23 protein-coding genes and 1 riboswitch are annotated in these 23,449 nt (G+C 70.9%); of the genes, 11 read left to right on the plus strand and 12 right to left on the minus strand.

Going from position 1 to position 23,449, the window contains the following annotated elements; translation table 11 throughout:
• Positions 1 to 10: 10 nt before the first annotated feature.
• The gene (locus ACZZZB_RS13450; protein WP_463529951.1) at positions 11 to 784 is read left to right on the plus strand and encodes an SDR family NAD(P)-dependent oxidoreductase; all 774 of its coding nucleotides are present in this window, start codon (positions 11 to 13) and stop codon (positions 782 to 784) included.
• 217 nt (positions 785 to 1,001) lie between these two features.
• Positions 1,002 to 2,375 (plus strand): MFS transporter, encoded by a 1,374-nt coding sequence (locus ACZZZB_RS13455; RefSeq protein WP_463529952.1) that lies wholly within the window; start codon positions 1,002 to 1,004, stop codon positions 2,373 to 2,375.
• A 175-nt stretch (positions 2,376 to 2,550) separates the two neighbouring features.
• Here the strand turns inward: ACZZZB_RS13455 and ACZZZB_RS13460 are convergent, their stop codons facing one another.
• The 5 genes from ACZZZB_RS13460 to ACZZZB_RS13480 all read right to left on the minus strand — a co-directional run bounded on the left by ACZZZB_RS13460 (position 2,551) and on the right by ACZZZB_RS13480 (position 7,491).
• Entirely contained in the window at positions 2,551 to 3,264 is a 714-nt protein-coding gene (locus ACZZZB_RS13460) for a GntR family transcriptional regulator (protein WP_463529953.1), read from the minus strand.
• A 102-nt stretch (positions 3,265 to 3,366) separates the two neighbouring features.
• Positions 3,367 to 4,170, minus strand: coding sequence for a triose-phosphate isomerase family protein (locus tag ACZZZB_RS13465; RefSeq protein ID WP_463529954.1), 804 nt, complete (start codon positions 4,168 to 4,170; stop codon positions 3,367 to 3,369).
• A complete protein-coding gene (locus ACZZZB_RS13470) occupies positions 4,170 to 4,631 on the minus strand; it encodes a ribose-5-phosphate isomerase (protein WP_071258616.1) in 462 nt (153 codons plus the stop codon). Before ACZZZB_RS13470 ends, ACZZZB_RS13465 begins: the two co-directional genes overlap by 1 nt.
• A 77-nt stretch (positions 4,632 to 4,708) precedes the next feature.
• Positions 4,709 to 6,439, minus strand: coding sequence for a dihydroxyacetone kinase family protein (locus tag ACZZZB_RS13475; protein WP_463529955.1), 1,731 nt, complete (start codon positions 6,437 to 6,439; stop codon positions 4,709 to 4,711).
• A gap of 287 nt (positions 6,440 to 6,726) precedes the next feature.
• A complete protein-coding gene (locus ACZZZB_RS13480; protein ID WP_194645078.1) occupies positions 6,727 to 7,491 on the minus strand; it encodes a GNAT family N-acetyltransferase in 765 nt (254 codons plus the stop codon).
• Between the two features lie 110 nt (positions 7,492 to 7,601).
• Between ACZZZB_RS13480 and ACZZZB_RS13485 the strand changes: the two genes are divergently transcribed.
• Both ACZZZB_RS13485 and ACZZZB_RS13490 read left to right on the plus strand, forming a co-directional pair.
• The gene (locus ACZZZB_RS13485; RefSeq protein WP_064295688.1) at positions 7,602 to 8,393 is read left to right on the plus strand and encodes a response regulator transcription factor; all 792 of its coding nucleotides are present in this window, start codon (positions 7,602 to 7,604) and stop codon (positions 8,391 to 8,393) included.
• Positions 8,394 to 8,473: 80 nt separating this feature from the next.
• Positions 8,474 to 10,021 (plus strand): sensor histidine kinase, encoded by a 1,548-nt coding sequence (locus ACZZZB_RS13490; RefSeq protein WP_205125878.1) that lies wholly within the window; start codon positions 8,474 to 8,476, stop codon positions 10,019 to 10,021.
• 221 nt (positions 10,022 to 10,242) lie between these two features.
• On the opposite strand, the gene ACZZZB_RS13495 is transcribed toward ACZZZB_RS13490, so the two are convergent.
• From ACZZZB_RS13495 to ACZZZB_RS13505, 3 genes are all read right to left on the minus strand, one after another.
• Positions 10,243 to 10,881, minus strand: coding sequence for a GntR family transcriptional regulator (locus ACZZZB_RS13495; RefSeq protein WP_137243993.1), 639 nt, complete (start codon positions 10,879 to 10,881; stop codon positions 10,243 to 10,245).
• Complete coding sequence (locus tag ACZZZB_RS13500; RefSeq protein ID WP_229939939.1) at positions 10,878 to 11,849, minus strand: DMT family transporter; 972 nt, start codon at positions 11,847 to 11,849, stop codon at positions 10,878 to 10,880. The genes ACZZZB_RS13495 and ACZZZB_RS13500 overlap by 4 nt, the downstream gene beginning before the upstream one ends.
• A 115-nt stretch (positions 11,850 to 11,964) precedes the next feature.
• Positions 11,965 to 12,414, minus strand: a complete 450-nt coding sequence (locus ACZZZB_RS13505; protein WP_086474833.1) for a hypothetical protein — start codon at positions 12,412 to 12,414, stop codon at positions 11,965 to 11,967.
• 240 nt (positions 12,415 to 12,654) lie between these two features.
• Between ACZZZB_RS13505 and ACZZZB_RS13510 the strand changes: the two genes are divergently transcribed.
• The 3 genes from ACZZZB_RS13510 to ACZZZB_RS13520 all read left to right on the plus strand — a co-directional run bounded on the left by ACZZZB_RS13510 (position 12,655) and on the right by ACZZZB_RS13520 (position 16,765).
• Positions 12,655 to 14,631: a carboxypeptidase regulatory-like domain-containing protein gene (locus tag ACZZZB_RS13510; protein ID WP_229939940.1), complete on the plus strand. Its 1,977-nt coding sequence runs from the start codon at positions 12,655 to 12,657 to the stop codon at positions 14,629 to 14,631.
• 104 nt (positions 14,632 to 14,735) lie between these two features.
• Positions 14,736 to 16,013 carry a CDP-alcohol phosphatidyltransferase family protein gene (locus ACZZZB_RS13515; RefSeq protein ID WP_463529956.1) on the plus strand — a complete coding sequence of 426 codons (1,278 nt, stop codon included), beginning with the start codon at positions 14,736 to 14,738 and terminating at the stop codon, positions 16,011 to 16,013.
• Between the two features lie 68 nt (positions 16,014 to 16,081).
• Positions 16,082 to 16,765: an HAD family hydrolase gene (locus ACZZZB_RS13520; RefSeq protein ID WP_463529957.1), complete on the plus strand. Its 684-nt coding sequence runs from the start codon at positions 16,082 to 16,084 to the stop codon at positions 16,763 to 16,765.
• 24 nt (positions 16,766 to 16,789) lie between these two features.
• Here the strand turns inward: ACZZZB_RS13520 and ACZZZB_RS13525 are convergent, their stop codons facing one another.
• Positions 16,790 to 17,299 carry a DUF1622 domain-containing protein gene (locus ACZZZB_RS13525; protein WP_463529958.1) on the minus strand — a complete coding sequence of 170 codons (510 nt, stop codon included), beginning with the start codon at positions 17,297 to 17,299 and terminating at the stop codon, positions 16,790 to 16,792.
• A gap of 60 nt (positions 17,300 to 17,359) precedes the next feature.
• Positions 17,360 to 17,460: riboswitch (TPP riboswitch) on the plus strand.
• On the opposite strand from ACZZZB_RS13525, the gene thiM reads away from it, so the two are divergent.
• From thiM to ppnP, 4 genes are all read left to right on the plus strand, one after another.
• On the plus strand, positions 17,452 to 18,303 hold the full coding sequence (thiM, locus tag ACZZZB_RS13530; RefSeq protein ID WP_463529959.1) for a hydroxyethylthiazole kinase: 852 nt from the start codon (positions 17,452 to 17,454) through the stop codon (positions 18,301 to 18,303). It overlaps the preceding riboswitch by 9 nt.
• Complete coding sequence (gene thiE, locus ACZZZB_RS13535) at positions 18,300 to 19,010, plus strand: thiamine phosphate synthase (protein WP_463529960.1); 711 nt, start codon at positions 18,300 to 18,302, stop codon at positions 19,008 to 19,010. Before thiM ends, thiE begins: the two co-directional genes overlap by 4 nt.
• Positions 19,007 to 20,578: a bifunctional hydroxymethylpyrimidine kinase/phosphomethylpyrimidine kinase gene (locus ACZZZB_RS13540; RefSeq protein WP_463529961.1), complete on the plus strand. Its 1,572-nt coding sequence runs from the start codon at positions 19,007 to 19,009 to the stop codon at positions 20,576 to 20,578. The genes thiE and ACZZZB_RS13540 overlap by 4 nt, the downstream gene beginning before the upstream one ends.
• A 47-nt stretch (positions 20,579 to 20,625) precedes the next feature.
• Entirely contained in the window at positions 20,626 to 20,922 is a 297-nt protein-coding gene (gene ppnP / locus ACZZZB_RS13545) for a pyrimidine/purine nucleoside phosphorylase (RefSeq protein WP_064296149.1), read from the plus strand.
• 36 nt (positions 20,923 to 20,958) lie between these two features.
• On the opposite strand, the gene ACZZZB_RS13550 is transcribed toward ppnP, so the two are convergent.
• From ACZZZB_RS13550 to ACZZZB_RS13560, 3 genes are all read right to left on the minus strand, one after another.
• Positions 20,959 to 21,429: a hypothetical protein gene (locus ACZZZB_RS13550; protein WP_463529962.1), complete on the minus strand. Its 471-nt coding sequence runs from the start codon at positions 21,427 to 21,429 to the stop codon at positions 20,959 to 20,961.
• A gap of 51 nt (positions 21,430 to 21,480) precedes the next feature.
• Positions 21,481 to 22,185: an ABC transporter ATP-binding protein gene (locus ACZZZB_RS13555; protein WP_463529963.1), complete on the minus strand. Its 705-nt coding sequence runs from the start codon at positions 22,183 to 22,185 to the stop codon at positions 21,481 to 21,483.
• Positions 22,186 to 22,246: 61 nt separating this feature from the next.
• On the minus strand, positions 22,247 to 23,332 hold the full coding sequence (locus tag ACZZZB_RS13560; RefSeq protein WP_463529964.1) for an ABC transporter permease: 1,086 nt from the start codon (positions 23,330 to 23,332) through the stop codon (positions 22,247 to 22,249).
• Positions 23,333 to 23,449: the final 117 nt, after the last annotated feature.

Below are 23,449 nucleotides of genomic sequence, written 5' to 3' on the forward strand. Positions count from 1 at the left end.
AAGGCCGGCCATGACCGCCACCAGCTTCCCCGAATCCAAGACCGTCGTCCTCACCGGTGCAGCCTCCCCGCGCGGCATCGGTCGCGCCTCCGCCCACCACCTCGCCGAACTCGGCTGGAACGTCGGGATCATCGACCTCGACGAGGCGGCGGCGCAGGCGGTCGCCGCCGAGATCGCGGAGCAGCACGGGGTGCAGGCGGCCGGCGCCGGCGCGAACGTCGCCGACGAGGCGCAGGTGCGTGCCGCGTTCGACGCACTCGAGGCCGCCCTCCCACAGCTCGTCGCCCTCGTGAACCTCGCGGGCGTAGCCTCACCGGTGCCCTACCTCGAGGTGAGCGCCGACGAGTGGAAGCGCGTCATCGACATCAACCTCAACGGCGTCCACTACACGACCCGCCGTGCGGTGGAGTCGATGGTGTCGAACGGCGTCGGTCGGGTCGTCAGCCTGTCCTCCGTCTCCGCCCAGCGCGGCGGCGGCACCTTCAGCAAGACGGCCTACTCGGCGGCGAAGGCCGGCGTGATCGGCTTCACCCGCAGCGTCGCCCGCGAGCTCGGCCACGACGGCATCACGGTCAACGCCATCTCGCCCGGACCCATCGACACCGACATCATGGGCGGCACCCTCACCGAGGAGCGCAAGACGGCCATGGCCGCCGACGGCGTCCTGCCCCGCATCGGCACCCCACGCGACATCGCCGCCGCCATCGCCTACCTCATCAGTGAGGACGCCGGCTTCGTCACCGGTCAGACGCTGAACGTCGACGGCGGCCTCTACATGCACTGATCCACCACACGCACCACGAGCGAACGGAGCAGCACCATGCAGCACCTCACCGGTCAGTGGACCAAATCCCGGTTGATCTTCCTCGGTCTCGGCGTCGTCTTCGTCGGCATCGGCCTCTGGATGATCATCCCCTCGATGGTCTCCTGACCACCGTCAGCAGCAGCAGCAGTAGCACCAGCAGCACCCACCCGCACCAGTCATCTCAAAGGAGAGTGTCTTGTCCACACCCAATCCGCCGGCGATCGGATCGACCAACGATCCGGCGCTGAAGTCGGCGATCCGCAAGGCGTCGAAGCACCTCATGCCGATGCTCGTCATCCTGTACTTCGTCGCGTTCCTGGACCGCACGAACGTCGGCTTCGCCGAGGAGGCGCTCAGCGTCGACCGCGGCATCTCGAACGGTGCCTTCGCCCTCGGCGCCGGCATCTTCTTCATCGGCTACGCGATCTTCGAGATCCCGAGCAACCTGCTGCTGAAGAAGTTCGGCGCCCGGTTCTGGCTCGCCCGCATCGCGGTGACCTGGGGCATCGTCGCTGCGGCTTTCGCGTTCACCACGAACGACACGATGTTCATCGTCCTGCGCTTCCTGCTCGGCGTGACCGAGGCCGGGCTCTTCCCCGGCGTCATCATGTTCCTGTCGGAGTGGTTCCCGAACAAGGTCCGTGTCCAGATGTTCTCGATCTTCTACCTGGCGCAGCCGTTCTCGCAGATGCTCGGCGCCCCGCTGAGTGGTGGCCTCATCAGCTTCGGCGACGCCCTGACCCCGTGGCACGGCTGGCAGGTGATGTTCTTCGCCGAGGGCATGTTGGCGATCCTGGCCGGGTTCGCAGCGCTCTACTTCCTCACCAACTCGCCACAACAGGCGAAATGGCTGAACCAACAGGAGAAGGACTCGCTGACGGCCGCGATGGAACGCGAGGACACCGTGCGGCAGTCGGACGGCCCGACCGGTATCGCGAAGGCGATGACGAGTTGGAAGGTGTGGTACTTCACCATCATCTACTTCTGCCTGCAGATCGCGGTGTACGGAACGACGTTCTACCTGCCGCAGCAGGTCTCGAACCTCATCGGTCAGGACGTCGGCTGGCAGGTCGGCCTCGTGGCGGCCATCCCGTGGCTCGTCGGCCTCTTCGCCTGCTACTACGTGGGACGGAACGCGAACACCGTCGTCCGTCGGCGCACCTGGGGCACGTGGTTCTACATCTCGACCGGCGTCTTCATCCTGGCCTCGGCCTGGGCGGGCGCGAACAACCAGCCGATCCTCGGCATCCTGTTCATCACGATCGCCGTGGCGAGCTTCCTCTCGGTCGGGCCGATCACGTGGGCCTACCCGACGGCGTTCCTCACCGGAACGGCCGCCGCGGCCGGCATCGGCCTCATCAACTCGCTCGGTAACCTCGGCGGCTTCGTCGCCCCGATCATGCGCACCGGGATCAACGAGAGCGTGCCGACCGACAGCGGTGTGTGGGGTGTGGTCTCGCTCGGGGTGTTCGCCTTCCTCGCGGCCGCGATGCTCTACTGCACCCGGTTCTTCCGTGGGGCGAAGGCGGACGAGCTGCTCGAGACGACGGCGAACCGCACGGCGCACTAGTCACGACGCAACACCCGACGGGGTCGATCGCTCAGGCGGTCGGCCCCGTTCTGCCCTTCGACAGGCTCAGGGACCGGAGGAGGGCGGCTCAGGGACCGGAGGAGGGCGGCTCGGGGACCGGAGGAGGGGGCTCGGGGACCGGCGGACTCGGTCCCTGAGTCTGTCGAAGGGCGGCTCAGTGCTCGGCGTCGCTGCGGGCGCGGGTGCGCACGAGCTCGATGTGCGAGCGCATGGCCGCCGCGGCGGCCTCGGGGCCGTCGGAGAACGCGTCGAGGATGGCGCGGTGCTCGACGACCGCCTGGTCGGCGTCGGTGACGCCCGTCTCGACCGTCTGGCGCATGCGGTGCACGCGGGTGGAGATGCCCTCGGACATGTCGAGGAGGAAGGGGTTGCGGGTGCCCTCGAAGATGAGGTGGTGGAAGTTCCAGTCCACCGCGAAGTACTCGCGGAGGAGTGCGACGGGGATCTCGCCGGCCGACGCCGCGGCGCGCACCCTGGCGGTCATCTCGACGTGCTGCTCAAGTGCGACCTCGAGGGCAGGGACGAGCTCGTCGGCGTGGGCGGCGGCCAGCGCCGTGGCACCGCTCTCGAGCACGATGCGGGCGTCGAACAGCGACTCGAGCTGGTCGTCGGCGAGCGGCGGTGCCACCCGGTAGCCCTTGTGGGTGACCCGGGTGACGAGCCCGGTGCGTTCGAGCTGGACGAGTGCCTCGCGGACCGGCGTCGGCGAGACGTCGAGGTCGCGGGCGATGGCGTCGATCGACAGCCGGGCGCCCGGTTCGATGCCGGAGCTCAGGAGCATGTCGAGGACCAGCTCGTAGACGCGGTCGCGCAGACCGCGGCGCTCGAGCGAGGAGGAGGCGCCGAGCGGGAAGACGGCATCAACCACGGCAGCCTCCGAAGGGTGTGCTCGAGGCGTCGTCACGGAGGGGAACCTCCGGTCGAGCGGCCGCGATGATCGTCGAGGACCAGTTTACGGGGCCTCCAGGCGTCATCGCGGCAGGTCGGATCCCGCGCGGTCGAGGCCGGCCACCTCGTCGAGCACCAGTGAGAGGGCCGCTGGATCGTGGGCGAAGCGGCCGAGGAAGACCCCGTCGACCGCGTCGCCGATCGTCGTGAGCAGGCCGGGTCCGGCGCTCCCGCCGTAGATGACGGCCGAGGAGGTGTCGACCACACCCCCCGTGGCGAGCGCGTCGAGGTGGCCGCGCAGTCGGAGGCACACCGTGCGGATGTGGGCTGGACTCGCGGCCTCGGTGGCGCCGATGGCCCAGTGTGGTTCGTAGGCGACGATGACGCGGCCCGCGATCCCGGCGGCGACCGCCCCTGCCAGGGCGTCGTCAAGCTGCGCGACGCACTCCGCGGCCGCCACCTCGGCGTCTCCGTGCTCGGCCTCGCCGATGCACAGCACCGGCGCGAGACCGTTACGGAGCGCGGCGGTCGTCTTCGCGCGGACGACGTCGGGCGTCTCACCGAACAGTCGGCGCCGCTCCGCGTGCCCGACCTCGACGACCTCGCAGCCGACCTCGCGGAGCTCTGCGCCGCTCACCTCGCCGGTGAACGCCCCGGTGTCCTCGGTCGCGAGGTCTTGAGCCCCCACGGCTGCGACGCCGCGGAGTCGCTCGACCGCGCCGGTCACCGAGAGGTATCCGGGGATGACGAACAGCTCCGCAGCGCCGGATCGGAGTGCGTGGTGCTCGGCCGACACCCCCGCGACGACCGAGCACCAGTCGAGCGTCTGCGCGTGCCCGAAGTACATCTTCAGGCTCACGCCGACGAGTCTGGGACGTCCTGACATCAGGACGCTTCGTATGCGCTGATCTCCTGCACCTTGTCGTTCGACGCGCTCGAGGCGTCGAACTCGTAGGTGAGCCACTCACGCACGTTGCGGCGGGCGAGTTCGATGCCGACGACCCGCTGGCCCATGCACAGCACCTGGGCGTCGTTCGAGAGCACTCCGCGTTCGACGGAGAAGCCGTCGTGCGCGGTGACGGCTCGGATGCCCTGGACCTTGTTCGCCGCGATCGCGACGCCGAGGCCCGTGCCGCAGATGAGCAGCGCGCGGTCGGCCTCGCCGCGGGCGACGATCTCGGCCGCAGTCACCGCGACCGTCGGGTAGTTGGTGTGGCCGTCGGCGTCGACCCCGACGTCGACCACGGAGGCGACCAGGTCGCTCGCCTCGAGGTCACGCTTGAGGATCTCCTTGTAGTCGTAACCGGCGTCATCGGAGCCGATGACGATTCGCCAGGTGCGGGTCATGGTGTGCCTTTCGTTGCTGGAGCGGGTGGCCCTTCGACAAGCTCAGGGACCGGGGTGTCGCTTCGGGGGATCGGGCGTCAGTGCTCGGCGAGCAGGGTGCCGACACGCTCGACGATGAGGGCGAGGGAGACGGCTCCGGGGTCCTCGACGCCGACGGCCTTCGAGCCGTGCGAGCGGGCGCGACCCATGCCGGGCATGAGACCGGCCGTGTCGTGGGCCGCGGTGGTGGCCGCTGCCGCCGCCGTGGTCCACGCGGTGGAGAGGTCGTCGCCGGCGGCGACGCGTTCCGCCAGCGTGTCGGCGAACGGGACCAGGGCGTCGACGAGCGTCTTGTCGCCGACGGAGGCCTTGCCGTACTGCATGACGGCGTCCTTGGCGGCGGTCACGCCCTCGCTCACAGCGGTGGCGGTCGGGCGCCCGGCGTCGCCGAGGCGCTCGCCGAGGGTGCGGAGCATGACGCCCCACAGGGCACCAGAGGTGCCACCGGCGCGGTCGGACCAGGCGTCGCCCGAGCGGTCGAGCAGGGTCGCGACGCCGGCACCGGCCTCGCGCAGGCGCTCGGCCTCGGCGGCGGCGGCGGTCGCCCCGCGGTCCATGCCGATGCCGTGGTCGCCGTCGCCGACGATGGCGTCGAGGCGTCCCAGCTCGTCCGCGTGCTCCGCGAGGAGTTCGTGGATCGCGGAAATCGCGTCGGCCACGACGGCCGCCGACTCCTGCGACTCGGGCGAGGCGTCCGGCACGACGAAGGCGACGTCCTCGGTGTCGTCGGCGGCGACGGTCTCGAGTGCGCTGGAGTCGACGGCGCCCGTGCGGAACGCCGGGGTGTCCGCGGCAGCGCTCCACAGTCGCTCCAGCTCCTCGTCCACCCAGAGCAGGGTGAGCGAGACGCCGGCCATGTCGAAGCTCGTGCAGAACTCACCGACCTGCGGGTCGACGAGGGTGATCCCGGCGTCCTCCAGCAGGGAGGCGATGCGGTCGTAGACGACGAACAGTTCCTCCGACTTCACGGAGCCGAGGCCGTTGAGAATCGGGACGACGCGCGCGCCCTTCGGCGTGACGCCCTCCGGGATCTCGACCTCGTTCAGGAGGTGGTGCACGAACAACTCCGCCAGTCCGTCTGCGGAGGGGATGTCGGTCTCGTCGATACCGGGCTCGCCGTGGATGCCGAGGCCGACGGCCATCCGCCCCTCCGGCACGGAGAACAACGGTTCGTCGGCACCGGGCAGCGTGCACCCGGAGAACGCGACGCCCATCGAACGGGTCCGGGCGTTGGCCAGGATCGCCACGCGCTCGACGTCGTCGATGGAGTACCCACCCGAGGCCGCACCGCCCGCGACCTTGAAGACGGTGAGGTCGCCCGCGATCCCGCGCCGCTTCTCGAGTTCGGTGGGCGGGGCGCTGAAGATGTCGTCGGTCACGGTGACGGTGCGACAGTCGATGCCGTCGGCGCGCACGGCGTCCTGGGCGGCGGTGAAGTGCAACACGTCGCCGGCGTAGTTGCCGTAGCTGAGGAGGACACCCTGTCCTTGTTCGCTCGCGCGGACGACGCTCTCCACCTGGTGTGCCGACGGTGAGGCGAAGAGGTTGCCCATGGCCGCACCGTGGGCGAGTCCCGGTCCGACGAGGCCGGCGAAAGCGGGGTAGTGCCCGGATCCGCCACCGATCACGAGGGCGACCTCCGGTTCCGCGGACTTCGTGGAGCGCGACACCCCGCCGGAGACCTTGCGTACCCAGCGTCCGTTGGCTCGGACGAAGCCGTCAACCATCTCATCCGCGAAGTCGGCCGGTCGGTTCCAGAGCCTGGTCATCTGCATCTCCTCGTCATCGAGTCCGTCGATCCGGCGCGAGCCGGCACATCGCAATAATCCTATAGGATATTGGAACTGACCGGAACCCTGGGCTGCGCACAACTCAGGACGCCACGGGCGAGTCGGCGCCGTCGGGCGGCAGCCGGAGGCGACGCGCCGGGGAGCACCTGAGTTGTGAACGTGTGAGTCGAGGGACGCACGTGGCCGGCGTCCCGACGGCTGAACCTGCCGAGGCTGGAGTGGGGGAGACTCAGCCCCGGCAGGTTCGGCGATCGGGACGCCGGCGATCAGGGACGCGCGGCGGAGGACTCCGTGGGCGTGGCTTCGACGCGTTCGGCACGACGTGCGGCGAGGAGCGAGGGCGTGATCGCGAAGGTGATGCTCGAGGATCGGCGCGGCGCGGTCGCCCGGAGGAAGCCGAGCCGTTCGGCGAGGGCGATGGACCTGGTGTTCTCCGGCTCGATGACGGCCGTCACCGTCTTCGCCCCGACCTCGCGGAAGGCCAGGTCGATCATCGCCGCCGAAGCCTCGCTCGCGAGACCACGTCCGCCGACGGCGGGGTCGAGGACCCATCCGATCTCGACCGAGCGCTCGGCGGGCTGGACGTCGCGGAGGTGCAGGGAGACGTCTCCGACGAGCCGTCCGTCGTGCTCGACGGCCAGGGCGAGGAAGTCGCCCGACTGCCAGAGGCGGCTGTGCCGGACGCGGTGACGCAGGTGCTCGCGGGACGCCTTCCGGTCGCGCACGGGCCACGGCAGGTGCTCGACGACCTCGGGCGTGGACTGGATGCGGTACCAGGCCTCGGCGTCCTCCAACCGGTGGCGACGCAGGACGAGACGGTCGGTGCTGATCGGGTGCGCGTCGACCGGAACCTCGATCCGCGGCCCGCGGAGGAACCGGGGACGTGAGACACCTGCCGGGAACAGGGGACGCAGAGCACGGACCGCGGCGGCGAGACCGCTCCGGATCCGGTCCGCGGGCTCGGCCGTCGCTCCGGCCGTCCGACGACGGCGGGGGGCGAACGACGTGCCCAGGGGTTCTGCTCGGGTCATGCCCTCCACGGTAGGCACCGCGCCCATGGGCTCGGCCTGAAAAGATATGAGGCCTCTATGAATCGCCCGTCGCTCCCGCGCCTCGCAGCTCGACGACGGATAATCGACCCATGCCCTCCGACCTGCCAACGCAGATCGTCGACTCGGGGCGCCGCCGGGCGGTCCTCGCCAAGCTACCGCGGATGTACCGGGCCGACGGTTCACCCATCCGCGTCCTCCTCGTCGACGACGAAGCGGTCCTGACCGACCTCGTGAGCCTGGCCCTCGGCTACGAGGGGTGGGTCGTGGACGTCGCCACCAACGGTCGCGAGGCCGTCCAGCGCTACCGCACGGAACGTCCGGACGTCGTGGTCCTCGACATCATGCTGCCCGACATGGACGGGCTGAGCGTCCTGCGCCAGCTCCGCAGCTTCTCGCAGGGGGAGCCGGAATCGGGCACCCCGACGCTGTTCCTCACCGCACGCGATTCGGTGGACGACCGCATCATGGGACTCACCGCCGGCGGCGACGATTACATGACCAAGCCGTTCTCGCTCGAGGAGCTCGTGGCCCGCCTCCGTGGTCTCCTCCGCCGCACCGCGCACGTCGTGTCCGACGACGACTCCCGCATCACGATCGGCGGGCTCTTCCTCGACGAGCGCAGCTACGAGGTCAGCCGCGACGGCGAGCCGGTGGCGCTCACGACGACGGAGTTCGAGCTGCTGCGCTACTTCATGCGCAACCCGAAGCGCGTGCTGAGTCGCGCCCAGATCCTCGACCGCGTGTGGAACTACGACTTCGCCGGCAAGGCCAGCATCGTCGACCTCTACGTCTCCTACCTCCGCAAGAAGATCGACGCCGACCGGGCGCCGATGATCCACACCGTCCGCGGTGTCGGATACGTGCTGCGGCCGGTCGAATGAGCACCGCATCGGTTCCGACTGCGGGCGTGCCGACGCCTCGGGCGGACCGGCGGCACCCATGGACGCTCCAGCGACGGCTGGTGACGGGCATCGCGGCGGTCATCGCGGCGGTCCTCGCGGTGTCGGGCATCCTGACGATCGTTACGGTCGAAGGGTCGGTCACCGCCGTCGTCGACACCCAGCTCACCGGGTCGATGGAGGCCTTCGAGCACTCCGTGGTGAAGTTCCACGATCAGCAGGCCGGTGGGGGAGCCGTGGTCGACCCCGATGCCACGCGCGGCGAGCCCGGCTACGTCAAGCCGTTCGTGGACTACGTCGGCCACGGGCCCGGCACGCTCATCGCGCTCGTTGCGAACGGAGGGGTCGTCGACTCCGCGCGCTTCACCCAGTCCAACGCGACGGCGCTCGACGTGCGGACGAAGGCGCTCATCGAGGAGGCCGTCGCGGCCGACAGCTCCGAGCGACAGAACATCGAGTTGGGGTCGCTCGGCGGGTACCGACTCGAGTTCCTCGACCACGGCGACGGCGAGACCCTCGTGGCCGGCGTCTCGCTCGCCACCCCGCGAGCGGCCGTGCAGCAGGAGGCGATCGTCATCGCGATCCTCGCCGTGCTCGCGCTGGCGGTCACCATCGTCGGGGCGATCATCGTGGTCCGCCTCGGGCTCCGACCCTTGTCCCGCGTCGCCGCCGCCGCCGAGGAGGTGTCCACGCTGCAGCTCGAGCGCGGCGACACCGGGATCGACGTGCGGGTCGATCAGGCCGACACCGATCCTCGGACGGAGATCGGCAAGGTGGGCGAGGCACTCAACGGCCTCATCGACCACGTCGACCGTGCACTCGCCGTCCGAGCCGCCACCGACAAGCGCATGCGCCGGTTCGTCACCGACGCGAGCCACGAACTCCGGACGCCGCTCGCCGCGATCCAGGGCTACGCCGAGCTCACCCGCCAGGACAGCGAGAACCTCCCGCCCATGACGGAGCACGCGCTCGCCCGCATCGAGTCGGAGGCTACCCGGATGAGTTCGCTCGTCAGTGAGTTGCTCCTGTTGGCGCGTCTCGACGAGGGCCAGGACCTGCACCTCGACGACGTCGACCTGAGCGACCTCGTCGCCGCCGCCGTGAGCGACGCGGCCGTCTCGGCACCGGCGCACCACTGGTCGGTCGACGTGCCGGAGCGCGCGATCATCGTGCGCGGCGACCGCGAGCGTCTCCACCAGCTCGTCGTGAACCTGCTGTCGAACGCCGCCGTGCACACCCCGGCCGGCACCTCCGTGGTCACCCGCATCAGCGCACCGAAGAGCCTCGACGAGCCGCAGCGCGCCTCGCTGACGATCGCCGACGACGGACCCGGCATCGACGAGGCCTTCCTCCCCGAACTCTTCGACCGATTCGCCCGGGCCGACTCGTCGCGCTCGCGTGCCGCCGGCAGCACGGGCCTCGGGCTGGCGATCGCGCTGTCGATCGCCGAGGGCCACGAAGGGTCGATCGAGGTCGCCTCGTCGTCCGCCGGCACCACGTTCACCGTGACGCTGCCGTGGTCGGGCCCGTCCGAGGAGCACCCCGCCGTCCGGCCGGCGGCCGACGCCACCGGCTCGCGCCCGGAGGCGGTCACCTCGACGCGAGGCTGATCGCCCGTCCTGTCGTCGAGCCGCACCCGGTCGCCGAGCCGCACCCGGTCGCCGAGCCGCACCCGGTCGCCGAGCCGCGCCCGGTCGCCGAGCGCCATCCGGTCACCGAGCTTGTCGAGGTGCCCTTCGACAGGCTCAGGGACCGGAAGAGGGTGGCTCAGGGGCCGGAAGGGGGTGGCTCAGGGACCGGAAGGGGTGGCTCAGGGATCGGACGGGATGGCTCAGGGACCGGACCGGCGGAGCGCGATGAGCTGCTCCGCCGAGTGCGCGAGGTGCGCGCGGAGCTCCGCCTCGCCGTGGTCGCCGTTGAGCGCGTGGACGAGTCGGTCGTGCTGGTCGATGAGTTCCTCGGGCGGGAGGACGCTCCGGAGCTGCACCATGAACAGGCCGAGCTCGGCGAGCAGGCCAGCGTGCGCCTCGCTCAGTCGAGGGCTCCGGGCCGCGGCGACGATCGCGTGGTGCAGCTCGGCGTGCGCGACCTCGATGGCACGGTGATCGCCGGGTCGTTCGATGCAGATGCGTCGGAGACTGTCGTTCGCCGCGATGATCGAGGCCGGTGGGCGCGATGACGGCTCCACACGCGTTCGCAGCAGCCGGACCGCCTCGGCCTCGATCGCCGTCCGGTACTCCATGAGGGCGAGCACGTCCGCATCGCTGAACGACCGCACCCGTGCACCGCGGTAGGCCTCGAACGTGACCAGGCGCTCCGCCGCGAGCGCATGGAGTGCCGCTCGGACGGTGTGCCGGTTGACGCCGAACCGGGCCGTGAGGGCGGTCTCACGCAACGGCTCGTCCGCGCCGAGCCGTCCGTCGAGGATGTCCTCCCGCAGCGCGTCCGCGACGGCGTCGACCGCGGTCATCGGGCGACCTCGCGACGGTCGATGCGCTTCGGTACGACGAGGATCGCGAGTCCGGTCACGAGCAGCGCGGCACCGACGACGGTGGACGGCCCGAAGGACTCGCCGAGGAGCAGGATGCCGAGGAGCGTCGCCGTCAATGGTTCGAAGAGCGTGAGGGTCGCGACGCGAGACGCGGGCAGTCCGCCGAGCGCGTAGCCGAACAGCAGGTACCCCGCCACCGTGTTCACGAGCGCGAGCCACGCGACCGCGAGTGCGCCGGGTGCGGTGAGGATCCATGCGGTCTCAGTGGTGAGGAGGATCGGCACCGAGACGAGCGCCGCCCCGCCGAAGAGCGCCGCCATGGTGCCGAGCGGCGTCCACCCGTGCTCGATGAGCGCCTTGCTGCAGAGCGTGTACAGGGCGTAGGAAGCTCCGGCGCCGACGGACGCGAGCAACCCGTCCACCGAGACGGTCCCGATCCCGCCGCCCGTCACCCCGGACAGGACGGCGACGCCGGCTGCGGCGACGATCGTGGCCAGGAACCAGCGGCCGCTCGGGCGTCGACGGTGGATCGCCCATTCGAGGAGGCCGGTGATCGCGGGTGCGGAGCCGAGCGCGGTGAGCGTCCCGATCGCGACACCGTTGCGTTCCGCCCCGAGGAAGAAGAACGGCTGGTACGCGGTGACCCCGATCGTGCCGACGACGACGGCGACGATGAGGGCGGGCCTTCCGAGTTCCGCTGCGCGGGTCCGAGGTGGCGTGGACCTCGAGCGACGGGTGAAGGCCGCCCACACGAGGACGAGGAGCGCTCCGCCGAAGACGATGCGTGCAGCGCCGAACGCGACCGAGCCCACCTCGATCGGCAAGAGCGCGTGAGCCGTCCCCGTCGTCCCGAAGCACACAGCGGCGAGGATCGCGGCGGCGACGGACAGGCGCCCCGCGGCAGTGCTGCTGCCGGTCGTCGGGGTTTCTGTTGGCGAACGCGTCACGGGGACAGCCTGCCGCAGGATTGTGTAACAATCAAGGGCGGATCGGGATGCCCGGGGGACACGCCACGACGCCCGCCCGCTCGAGGAGCGGACGGGCGTCGGGTGGGAGAGCGGGTCAGCCGGCGTAGCCGCTGCTGATCACCGACACTCCGAGCAGCAGGGCTGCACCGGCGGCGACGATCAGGGCGAGCGCCAGCATCGTGCCGGAGATGATGACGGCGGTGAGGGCGAAGCCCTTCGACTTCGGCTTGCGGGCGAGCGCGATGATGCCGAGCACGAGCGAGGCGATCGGCAGGAGCACGAACGACGGGGCGACGACCGCGGCGATCGACAGGGCGAACGCGATGATCGACAGCGTCTGGGTCGAGCTCTCGCGGTCGGCGGTCGTCGCAGCAGGCACGGGGGCAAGGGGCACGGGGGTCGTCGGCTGAGTCGGCGCGACCTCCTGCACGGGCGTGGCCTGGGTGAGCGGTTCGGGGCCGAACGCTTCGGTCGGGGCGTCTGCCAGGGTCACGTCCTCGGCGGGCGAGATCGTGGTGGACTCGGTGGTGGCTGAGGCGGACATGAGCTGGTTCCTTCCTCCGCGGTGTGCGGAGCTGATCGGTTGATGGTTCCAGCCTCCTCGGATCGCCGCCGGGGCGCGTCGCCCGCGCGCCCGATCTCCTATCCACCTGCGGGACGATCCACTGCGCCTCGCGCATGGGTCTGAGGTGCCGTAGCCCCGCCATACCACGCTGCGCGGTGACCCTCGCAAACCGGACAGCGGGATTCCGGAGACGTCCGGCGTCCGTTTATCCTGACGCCCATGACCCGCCGCATCGGAGCCGCTGTGCTCGCCCTGCTCGGAGCCTCCGCGCTCGCCCTCACCGCAGCCGTCCCGGCAGCCTCCGCCGCGACCACCTCGAGTTGGGCGACGTGGTCCGAGCTCTCCGGCGGATCGGGGTCGTACCAGGGCACGATGACCCTTGCTGGGCAACCCGAGCTCACCGCGGCGTTGACGAGCGACTCGGTCGGCGGAGGCAGCATCGGCGTCATCCCCGGCACCACGACTTGGCTGGCCGCGTCCACCCCCGTCGGTGCGAAGTACGGCAGCAGCCGCGGTCAGGCCTACCTGAACCTCCGGCCGAAGGCGAACAACGCGGCGTCGCCCTCGACCACGACCTACTCCTTCGCGACGCCGACACCGCCGTCCGGCTGGACCTTCGTCCTCGGTGACATCGACGCCGACCAGGTCACCGTGACGGCGATCGGCCCCGACGGCTCCGCGCTCACCCCTGACGAGCTCGGGTTCAACGGTGGCTTCAACTACTGCGCACCAGGTCTGGTCGGCAAGCCATCCTGCACTGGTTCCGCGACGGACGTCCCCACCTGGGACCCGGCGACGCAGGTCCTCCGCGGCAACGCCGTCGCCGCGGACACCGCTGGCGCCGCGGGATGGTTCGAGCCCTCCGCCCCGATCTCCAGTCTCACGTTCACCTTCCAGCAGCGTCTCGGAGCGCCCGTCTACCAGGCGTGGTTCGCGTCGATCGCGCGTGACGTGACCGGCACGGTGACCGACCAGACCACGGGCCCGTTGGACGGCGTCGGCGTCCGGCTCATCGACCGCGACGGCCGGGTGGTGGCCTCGACCACGACCGCCGGAGGCGGCGCCTACGCCTTCGCCGGCTACTTCGCGACCGACGGCTACACGGTGCAACTCGTCCCGCCGACCGGCAAGATCGCCGTCGGTCCCGCACGAGCTGCCGCGGACCTCACAGACGCCGACGATGTCGCGGACTTCACCGTCCGTGACATCGTGCCCGTCGCCGTGTCCGGGACCGCGCTCGACACCGACGGCGTCCCGATCGTCGGTGCCACCGTCACGATCGTCGGTGTCGGCAGCGTCACCACCGACACCGACGGGAACTACCTCTTCGACACCGTGCCGGTCGGCGACCACACGGTGCTCCTCACGCCGCCCGATGGTTACGCGGTGCAGAACGCGCCGGCGCCGTTCACCGTCTCGGCGGGCAACGAGACAGTCATCACCGAGCAGGACTTCGTGCTCGTCGCGAACCCCAGTCTCGGCGGGGTGATCACGTCCGGTGGGGTCGGTGTGGCCGGCGTCACCGTGAGCGTCGACGGTCCGAACGGTGTCGAGAGCGCCGTCACGGCCGCCGACGGTTCCTACCGCTTCCCGCTCCTGCCCGCGGGGCCGTACGAGGTCTCGATCGTCGCGCCGGAGGGGTACGCCGTCTCCGGAGCGGCCACCCGGGAGGAGGAGCTCGCCGGAACCGATCTCGACGCGGTCGACTTCGAACTCGCCCGCCTCGGCACCGTCATCGGCGACGTCCGGACGGACAGCGACGCCCCGGTGCCCGCAGCGACGGTCACGGTGACGACGCCGGGCGGCCCGGTCGCCCTGATCACGACGGCCGAGGGCTCCTACGGGCTCGCCGACCTGGCGCCGGGCAGCTACGAGGTCACGCTGACCGTCCCGGCCGGGTACTCGGTGCCCGCGGGTGGCGCCACGACCGCCACCGTCGTCGTCGGCGCGGACGGTGCGGTCCAGACGGTGCCTACCTTCGTGCTCGTCGCCGACGCCGTCGTCCCCGTGCCGTCGACGAACCCGAGCGACCCCGCGGTTCCGAGCAACGCGGGTCGTCTGCCCTCGACCGGTGCGGACGCGATGCCGTGGATCGTCGCGGCCGGAGCGCTCTTCGTGCTCGGTGCCGCAGGTGTCGTCACCGCGGCCGTCCTGCGTCGTCGACGCGCGAATCGGGACGAGCTGTCCGGCGAATGACCGTTTGAACGACCCCTCGGGGATGGGAGGGCGTGGCTCGTCCGTAGACTTGGGCGAGCCGCGCCCCACCCAGGAGTGCGGATCGCACTGCTGAACGGGGATCCGTGGACATCATCGGGTGGGTGAACGACGCCGCGACGGCGCTGCCTGATCCGCTGATCTGGCTCCTCGGGCTCCTGTTCTCGACCGCCGAGTCCGGCCTGTGGCTCGGCCTCGTCGTCCCCGGTGAACCGGTGGTGCTCCTCCTCGCGGCCATGCTCGACTCCGCCCCCGGTGCCCTCGTGCTGTTCCTCGCGGTCGCCCTCGGTGGGTCCATCGGTGACCAGCTCGGCTACCTCCTCGGTCGTCGTTCCGGTGGTCGCCTCCGTGACTCGGCCATCGTCCGGCGTCTCGGCGTCGACGGCTGGGACCGCGCGGTCGAGGCGCTCGAGCGACGCGGGGCCCAGGCCGTCTTCCTCACGAGGCTCGTCCCCGTGCTCCGGTGCCTGACACCGACCGCCGCTGGGGTCGCTCGCGTGCCCTACCGGTCGTTCCTCGCGGCATCGCTGCTGGGCTCCCTCCTCTGGTCCGCCGTCTACGTCGGGGTCGGCTCCCTCGTCCGCGCCACGCTCGACACGGTCCGCCAGTACCTCGGTGCCACCGGCTGGGTGCTGCTGTTCGCGCTCGTCGTGGTGGTCACGGTGGTCGCGATCGCCCGCTTCCGCCGTCGCGTCGCGATCCCCGGCGACGAGGCGATGATCCCGGTGACCCTGCACGAGAAGACGCCCCTCGCGCGCCTCCGGACGCAGCTGTTCTCCGACGACGACTGGAAGAACCTGCCGAACGCGATTACGGCGGGACGCATCGTCCTGCTCCCGGTGTTCGCCGCCCTCGTGATCACCGGCTCCTACTGGGCTGCGCTCGTCGTCGGTGCGGTGGTGTTCCTGAGCGACGTCGCCGACGGGCAGATCGCGCGCCGCATGGGCACGGTCTCCGCGCTCGGCACCTGGCTCGACGGGGTCGCCGACCGTCTGACCGTGGTCGTGGTCGCCGCGTCGTTCGCCATCGCGCAGATCATCCCGTGGCAGGTGTTCGTGGTCATGATCGTCCCCGACCTCCTGCTCGCGTTCGTCGCCGTCGTCGCGTTCCGAGGGACGCCGGAGGTGCCGGTGAGCATCGCGGGCAAGATCCGGACGGTGTTCCTCTTCGTCGGCTTCTTCGCGCTGCTCACGGGCCTCGCGCTCGGCGGCGGGGATCCGACGTCGGCGCTCTATCGGGTCTTCGGCGGGGTCGGCTTCGTGGCGATCCTCCTCGGACTCCTCGGCCACTTCGTCGCGGCGACCCAGTATGCGCGACGCATGGTCGTCACCTGGCAGCGACAGGGCGTCCGCGCGGCCCGCTGACCGCCGCGGCAGGTCGCCGCCGGATGGCGCACGGCGTCAGCGCAGGCGGCGTCGTTTAGGCTCGGAGCATGCCAGTCGACTATCCGGACCTCGTCATCTTCGACTGCGACGGCACGCTCGTCGACACGGAACGCATCTCCGTCCGGGTGAACCTGCAGCTGCTCAACGAGGTCGGCGGTGACTACACCGAGGCCGAGGTGCGGGAGCTCTTCGTCGGCGCCTCGCTCGAGACCTACGCGACGCTCGTCGAGCAGCGGCTCGGGAAGCCGCTCGAGGCCGACTGGATCCAGCGCTGGAGCGACATGTTCCGCGGCATCTGCGAGCGCGAGCTCGAGGCGGTCGACGGTGTCGTCGACGCCCTCGACGGCATCGCTGCGACCGGGGTGCAGCTGTGCGTCGCTTCGAACGGGATGCTGCACGACGTTGTCCGCAACCTCGGGCAGGTGGGCATCCACGACCGCTTCGACGGGCGCATCTTCAGCGCGACCGACGTCGCCGTCGGCAAGCCCGCCCCCGACCTCTTCCTGCACGCCGCCGCCGACTTCGACACGGCCCCCAAGCGGTGCGCGGTCGTCGAGGACAGCGTCGTCGGCGTCCTGGCTGCCCGCGCGGCCGGCATGACGGTCTACGCCTACGCCGGTGGCATGACGCCCGCCGAGCGGCTCGTCGGCGACGGCACCCACGTGTTCGACGACATGCGCCTGCTGCCCGACCTCATCCGCGACACCTGGGCGACCTCCGCCGCACGCTAGACGAACTGCACGAGCCGCAACGCGCTAGCTGCGACTGCGGAGCTCGGGGAAGGCGTCCTCATCGTCGGGGACGGCCTGCGACGCGACGGTCGGTGCCGCCGTCGGATTGGGCGACGTCGACACGTCCTGCTCCTCGGCGCGACGTCGGGTGCGTTCGCCGCCGCGCTTGACGGCACGGTCGAACAGCTGCGGGCCGGTCGTCGCCAAGCGCTTCCAGGGGAGGGTGCCCTCGATCTCGATCTGCAGGGAGAAGCTCAGCAGGGTGCGGATGACGACGATGATCGCGAGGACGAGTGCGTCGGTCAGTGAGGGTGTCGACGTGACCGTCTTCACGAGGTCGGCGGCCACGAGGATCTCCAGCCCGAGCAGGATGACCGAGCCGATCGTCTCCCGCAGCATCCGGAAGGCCCGTGCGCCGTCGCGCGTGCTCCACCACAAGCGGGCCGAGAGGGTGACGGCGATCACGAAGCCCACGACCATCGCCCCGACACCGGCGACCTCGAAGACGATGGTGACCAGCTCGAAGAAGTCCATCCCTCCATCATCCTCGCCCGCCCGCTGGACGGGAAGCCGGGCCGACCCGCTAGGGTGGTCGCGAGTGACACGGGGTGCCGATCCCACGACGATCGGCTGAGAACACACCCGTCGAACCTGATCTCGTTAGTCCGAGCGAAGGGATGTCGCGAATGAGCATTCGCACACCGCAGCAGTCTGCCCACCCGTCCACCGACGACTCGTCCGTCGGCGAGTTCGCGAGCGCGTCCGGGGACCTCCTCGATCGCCTGCGCGAGCGCACGCCGCTCGTCCAATCGATCACGAACGCCGTGGTGACCAACTTCACCGCGAACGTCCTGCTGGCTGTCGGCGCCGCCCCGGCGATGACCGACATCCCCACCGAGGCCGGACCGTTCGCCCGCATCGCCTCCGGGTTGCTCCTCAATCTCGGGACGCCGCAGGCGGAGCAGCGCGAGGCCATGGTCGAGGCCGCCACCGCCGCGAACGATGCCGGCACCCCGTGGGTGCTCGACCCCGTCGCCGTCGGCTTCCTGCCGGTGCGGACGGCGCTCGCCGCCGAACTCCTCGCCCTCCGGCCGACGATCGTCCGCGGCAACGCCAGCGAGATCATCGCGCTCGCCGGACTGGGCGCCGGCGGTCGCGGGGTCGACAGCACCGACTCGGTGGACAGCGCGATCGAGGCGGCCACCGCGATCGCCCGCACCTCGGGTGCCGTCGTCGCGATCTCCGGCCCGACGGACGTCATCACCGACGGTGAGCGCATCGTCCGCTGCTCGAACGGCCACGCCTGGCTCACCCTCGTGACGGGCGGTGGCTGTGCCCTCGGTGCCGTGCTCGCCGCCTTCGCGTCACTTGACGACGACCGGCTGCTGACGACGGTCGCGGCGACCACCGCGTACACGGTCGCCGCGCAGCTGGCGGCCGCGGAGAGCCGTGGCCCCGGCTCCTTCGCTACCGCCTTCCTCGACCGCCTCCACCTCCTCGATGCCGACACCGTCCGCAGCCTGGCGGTGATCGCGTGAGCGCCTCGACCACCGCGGACTGGGTCCTCGCGGCCCGTTCGCACGCCGAGCTCGTGCGCCGCGGTATCGCCACCTACCTCGTCACGGATGCTTCGGCCAGCGGGGATCGCGGTGTCCTCGACGTCGTGCGCCGAGCTGTCGACGGCGGGGTGACCGCAGTCCAGCTGCGGGAGAAGACCGCTTCGGCGCGAGAGCTGTTCGACCTGACCGTGCGTGCGGCGGAGGTCGTCGCCGGGCGGGCGTTGCTCCTCGTCGACGACCGGGTGGACGTGTTCCTCGCCGCCCGTTCCGCCGGTGCCGTCGTCCACGGCGTCCACGTGGGTCAGAGCGATCTCCCGGTCGACGCCGTGCGTCGCATCGTGGGACAGGCCGCCGTCGTGGGACTGACGGCGAACACCCCGGCGCACCTCGATGCGGTCGCAGCGCTGCCACTCGGGACGGTCGACTACCTCGGCGTCGGCGTCATCCGCCCGACGACGACCAAGCCGGACCATCCGGAGCCGCTCGGCGTGGAGGGGTTCGCCGCGATCGCCGCCGCCACCCCGCTCCCGTGCGTTGCGATCGGCGGTGTCTCGCTGGAGGACACGGTCGAGCTGCATGCCGCCGGTGCCGCCGGGCTCGCCGTGGTCTCGGCCATCTGCGCCGCCGACGATCCGGCGGCCGCCGCCCGGGCGTTCCGCAGCGCCTGGATCGAGGTCTCGGCATGAGCGCCGTGGAACAGACGACGACGACGCCGACGCCGGCGACCGTGAACCGAGTGCACGGTCGACGGACCGTCACGATCCGCGAGACACCCCGGGTGCTGAGTATCGCCGGGACCGACCCGACCGGTGGTGCCGGGATCCAGGCCGACCTCAAGAGCATCGCCGCAAACGGCGGATACGGCATGGCGGTCGTCACTGCGCTCGTCGCGCAGAACACCCGGGGCGTCCGGTCCGTGCACACCCCGCCCGTCGGGTTCCTCCGCGAGCAGTTGAGCGCGGTCGCGGACGACGTGGTGATCGATGCGGTCAAGATCGGGATGCTGGGCGACGTCGCGATCATCGACACCGTGTCGAGCTGGCTGCAGGAGACCGTGACCGGACCCGTCGTCCTCGACCCGGTGATGGTCGCGACGAGCGGCGACCGCCTCCTCCACCGCGACGCTGAGGCGGCCATGCGCGCGCTCCTCCCGCACGTCGACCTCGTCACCCCGAACCTCCCCGAACTCGCCGTCCTCGCGGACGAGCCGGTGGCGACGAGCTGGGCCGACGCACTCGCCCAGGCGGAACGGGTCTCGGCGCAGGCGGGCGTGATCGTGCTCGTGAAGGGCGGGCACCTGACGGGGACGACCGATTGCCCGGATGCGCTCGTCGACGCCACCGGTGGTCTGGGTGGCGGCCGATCACTCGTCGAGTTCGACGGTCTTCGAGTCGACACACGGAACACCCACGGAACCGGGTGCTCCCTGTCGAGCGCGATGGCCACCCTCGTCGTCCGTTCGGGGTCCTGGACCGAGGCGCTCGGCGAGGCGAAGGCCTGGCTCACGTCGAGCCTCCGGCACGCGGACGCGCTCGCGGTCGGCTCGGGCAACGGGCCGATCAGCCACTTCGCCGAGCTGTGGGCGTCGGCCGGGATGACCTCGGGTCGCCAGGACGGCGCCGGTATCCTCTCGGGCTGGTGGGAGGACATCGCCGAGCTGCGGGACCGGGTCGACCACCTGCCGTTCGTGACGACGCTCGCGGACGGCACCCTCGATCCGGCCCGGTTCGCCTGGTACCTGCAGCAGGACGCGATCTACCTGCGGGCCTACTCGCGGATCCTCGCACGAGCGAGTGCCTTGGCGCCGACGGCCGAGGAGCAGGTGTTCTGGGCGACCGGTGCGGCGGGCTCCATCGAGGCCGAGATGGAGCTGCACCGCACCTGGCTCAGCATGTATGCCGTCGGCGGTATGGATGCGGAACCGTCGGCGACGACCACGGCGTACCTCGACCACCTGCACGCGGCGACGGTCGACGGCGACTACGGGCGGGTGGTCGCCGCCGTGTTGCCCTGCTACTGGATCTATCAGGATCTCGGTGAGCGACTGGTCGGCGCATCACACGCGGAGCACCCGTTCGCGGCGTGGCTCGACACGTACGCCGACCCCGCGTTCGCGACGGCGAACGCCCGGGCGATCGAGATCGTCGCCGGGGCGGCAGCTCGTGCGGACGAGGCCGGCCGGGAGACGATGCGACGGGCGTTCCTGGCCTCGGCCGCGCACGAGGAGGCGTTCTTCGCCGAGCCGATACGATGAAGGCCGGATCCGCCGCCGCGATCCCGGACCACGACGAGAGGCCCCTGATGCTGACGAGCAACGAGTACTTCGACGGCAACGTGAAGTCGATCGGCTTCACCACGAACGAGCCCGGTGCGGAGTCGGCCAGCGTCGGAGTGATGGAGCCGGGGGAGTACACCTTCACCACGGGCAAGGCCGAGGAGATGTCCGTGATCTCCGGCAAGCTCCGCGTGCTGCTGCCGAACACGAGTGCCTGGCAGGACTTCGGGCCCGACGCGCAGTTCAGTGTCCCGGGGAGCAGCAGCTTCCAGGTCGAGGTCGAGGTCACCACCGCGTACCTCTGCCGCTACCTCAACATCTGAACGTTGGTCACTGAGCTTGTCGAAGTGTCGACAGGCTCAGGGACCGGTCGGGGTGCGCCCGTCGACCGGCTCAGGGACCGGTTCGGTTCGTCCGAGCGTCCCGGCTCCGGACCGGTCGACGACCTCGAGTGTGAGGACGACGGTCGAATCGTCTGAGCTGTTCGTCAGCGTCACCGTCGTGCTCCCGACCTCGAGCGGCTGCAGACCGGGGTTGAACGACGCGCCGCCGCGGGATCCGCCCGGTACGTACTCCGCGATCGACGGATCCTCGATCTCAGCGGACCACACGGTCGGATCGACGGCGACGAGGTCCACCACGTTGTCGAGGCCGACGGTCACGGTGCGGCCGTCCTGATCGACGAGCTGCACGATGACGGGTGCGATCACGCCGGCCTCGCTCGCGGAGCTCTGACCGGAGGGCGAGTCCGCGCCACCGGTGCAGGCACTCGTGCCGAGCACGGCGCCGACGATCGCGATCACGGTCAGCCCACGGGTCGCACGGCGCATGGCGGTCCTCTCTCGACGTGACCTCACCCTACCGCCGGGCGACGGTGGACCTCAGGACCGCAGGGCCAGCGCGTCGGCGGCGGCGCTGAGCCGACCGTCCTCCATGACGAGCACCTGGTCCACGCGGTCGAGGTGGCTCCGATCGTGGGTGACCAGCAGCGTCGCGGCGCCCGAGGTCGCGGTGAGTTCGAGGATGAGCTCGATGATCGCGGACCCGCGCTCGTGGTCGAGTGCACTGGTCGGCTCATCCACGACGAGGGCGTTGGGCTCGTTCATGAGGGCGCGCGCGATGTTGACCCGCTGCCGCTGACCGCCGGAGAGCTGATGCGGCCGCTTGCCGGCCTGGTCGGCGAGCCCGACGGCGGCGAGCAGCATCGCGGCCCGCTCGCGGGTGCGCGTCCGGTCGGCCCGCGACGCGCGGCCGCCGAGCGTCCCGAGGACGCACAACTGCTCGAGGGCCGTGAGCGACGGCAGCAGGTTGGCCTGCTGGAACACGATGCCGAGCCTCGTGCGGCGGAAGTCGGTTGCCGCACGGCGGTCGAGGGAGGTGACGTCGACCCCGGCCACTTCCACGAGGCCGCTGTCGGGCCGGATGAGGCCGGCCGCGACGGCGAGCACGCTCGACTTCCCGGAGCCCGAGGGCCCGGTGAGCGCGGTCACGGTCCCGGCCGGGACGGTGAGGGTCGCGTGGTCGACGGCGGTGACGCGGTGATCGCCGTCGGGGAAGGTGAGGGTGACGTCGGTGAGCGAGATCATGGGGTGACTCCGATGGTGACGGGGGTGGGTGCGAGGAAGGATGCGGGGAGGGCGTGCACGGTCACCGGTTGCCGCCGAGCGCGGTCAACGGGTCGGCCGAGAGGATGGACCGCAGGGCGAACGCCGCGCCGATCAGGCCGAGGGCGATCATGATCACCCCGGGCACGAGCGTCGTCAGTGGGCTGAGCACGAAGGGCAGCGCCGTGCCAGCCGCGGATCCGAGTGCGGCGGTGATGCCGATGCCGAGTCCCACGCCGAGGACGAGGAGGACGAGCGCCTGGCCGAGTGCATCGAGCGACAGCCGACGGGTCGTCGCGCCCAGTGCTTTGAGGATCGCCACGTCGCCCGCGCGCTGCATGGTCCACACCGTGAAGAAGGCTCCGATGACGAGCGCGGAGATCCCGAACAGCATGGCGACCATGAGGAGGAGCGATCCGATCTCGGAGCGGAACGATCCGATCGCGAGCAGGGACGACAGGACGTCCTTCGATACCGTGCCGGTGGCCTGCTCCGCTCCCGTCACCGCATCGGCGCTCGGGTTCCCGGTGATGGCGAGCGCGGTCGCTCCGTCGCCGGGGGACCCTTGCGCGGCCTGTATCGACCGCCACTCCGACAGGCTCGTCCAGACGACCGGCGTGTGGCTGTACCACTGGTCGTCGACGACCGATCCGACCGCGAGTTCGCTGCCACCGATGGAGACGGTGTCGCCTCGGGAGACGTGGAGGGCTTCCGCGGCCGTCCGACTCAGGCTGGCGGTCCCGTCGGCGGGCACCTCGGCGGCGCGACCCGGGACGGCGTCACCGCTGATCCCGAACAGTGCCACGGAGGTGCGCGCATCGTCCGTGGTCATCCGCGTCTGGCTGATGCCGAGCTCCTGGACACCGTCCACCCCGGGGACCGCAGCCCACGTGGTGGCCGCGTCCGCGTCGATCGCGGAGTCGGCGAACGTCGCCTGCTCGCCGTCGGCCGGGGCCGCGAGGACGATGCTCGACGCACCCAGTCCGGTGATCGCCGAGATGTTCTGGTTCGCCAGCCCTGCGGTGAGGCCGCTGAGGAATCCGACGAGCAGGGTGATGAGGGCGACGACCGCCCCGATCAGCACGAAGCGACCGGTGGCGAAGCGCATGTCGCGCCAGGCGACGAACATGGGGACTCCTTGTCAGCCGCCCGACGGCGTCTCCGTGGTGCGGCAGGATTCCAGCCTCGTCTCGTCGCCGACTCCGGGCATCGTCGGACGGGACGGTCCTCCGGCGCGGTCAGGTGG

The sequence above is a fragment of the Plantibacter sp. AC185 genome, from assembly GCF_979258065.1.

Coding starts and splice junctions, on each gene's coding strand:
- ACZZZB_RS13470 (WP_071258616.1), bottom strand. CDS start 4,631: ATGACCCGCACCTGGCGAATCGTCATCGGCTCCGATGACGCCGGTTAC.
- ACZZZB_RS13495 (WP_137243993.1), bottom strand. CDS start 10,881: ATGACCGCGGTCGACGCCGTCGCGGACGCGCTGCGGGAGGACATCCTC.
- ACZZZB_RS13555 (WP_463529963.1), bottom strand. CDS start 22,185: ATGATCTCGCTCACCGACGTCACCCTCACCTTCCCCGACGGCGATCAC.
- ACZZZB_RS13480 (WP_194645078.1), bottom strand. CDS start 7,491: ATGACCCGAGCAGAACCCCTGGGCACGTCGTTCGCCCCCCGCCGTCGT.
- ACZZZB_RS13505 (WP_086474833.1), bottom strand. CDS start 12,414: ATGTCCGCCTCAGCCACCACCGAGTCCACCACGATCTCGCCCGCCGAG.
- ACZZZB_RS13520 (WP_463529957.1), top strand. CDS start 16,082: ATGCCAGTCGACTATCCGGACCTCGTCATCTTCGACTGCGACGGCACG.
- ACZZZB_RS13540 (WP_463529961.1), top strand. CDS start 19,007: ATGAGCGCCGTGGAACAGACGACGACGACGCCGACGCCGGCGACCGTG.
- ACZZZB_RS13475 (WP_463529955.1), bottom strand. CDS start 6,439: ATGACCAGGCTCTGGAACCGACCGGCCGACTTCGCGGATGAGATGGTT.
- ACZZZB_RS13465 (WP_463529954.1), bottom strand. CDS start 4,170: ATGTCAGGACGTCCCAGACTCGTCGGCGTGAGCCTGAAGATGTACTTC.
- ACZZZB_RS13485 (WP_064295688.1), top strand. CDS start 7,602: ATGCCCTCCGACCTGCCAACGCAGATCGTCGACTCGGGGCGCCGCCGG.
- ACZZZB_RS13550 (WP_463529962.1), bottom strand. CDS start 21,429: ATGCGCCGTGCGACCCGTGGGCTGACCGTGATCGCGATCGTCGGCGCC.
- ppnP (WP_064296149.1), top strand. CDS start 20,626: ATGCTGACGAGCAACGAGTACTTCGACGGCAACGTGAAGTCGATCGGC.
- ACZZZB_RS13510 (WP_229939940.1), top strand. CDS start 12,655: ATGACCCGCCGCATCGGAGCCGCTGTGCTCGCCCTGCTCGGAGCCTCC.
- ACZZZB_RS13525 (WP_463529958.1), bottom strand. CDS start 17,299: ATGGACTTCTTCGAGCTGGTCACCATCGTCTTCGAGGTCGCCGGTGTC.
- ACZZZB_RS13450 (WP_463529951.1), top strand. CDS start 11: ATGACCGCCACCAGCTTCCCCGAATCCAAGACCGTCGTCCTCACCGGT.
- thiM (WP_463529959.1), top strand. CDS start 17,452: ATGAGCATTCGCACACCGCAGCAGTCTGCCCACCCGTCCACCGACGAC.
- ACZZZB_RS13560 (WP_463529964.1), bottom strand. CDS start 23,332: ATGTTCGTCGCCTGGCGCGACATGCGCTTCGCCACCGGTCGCTTCGTG.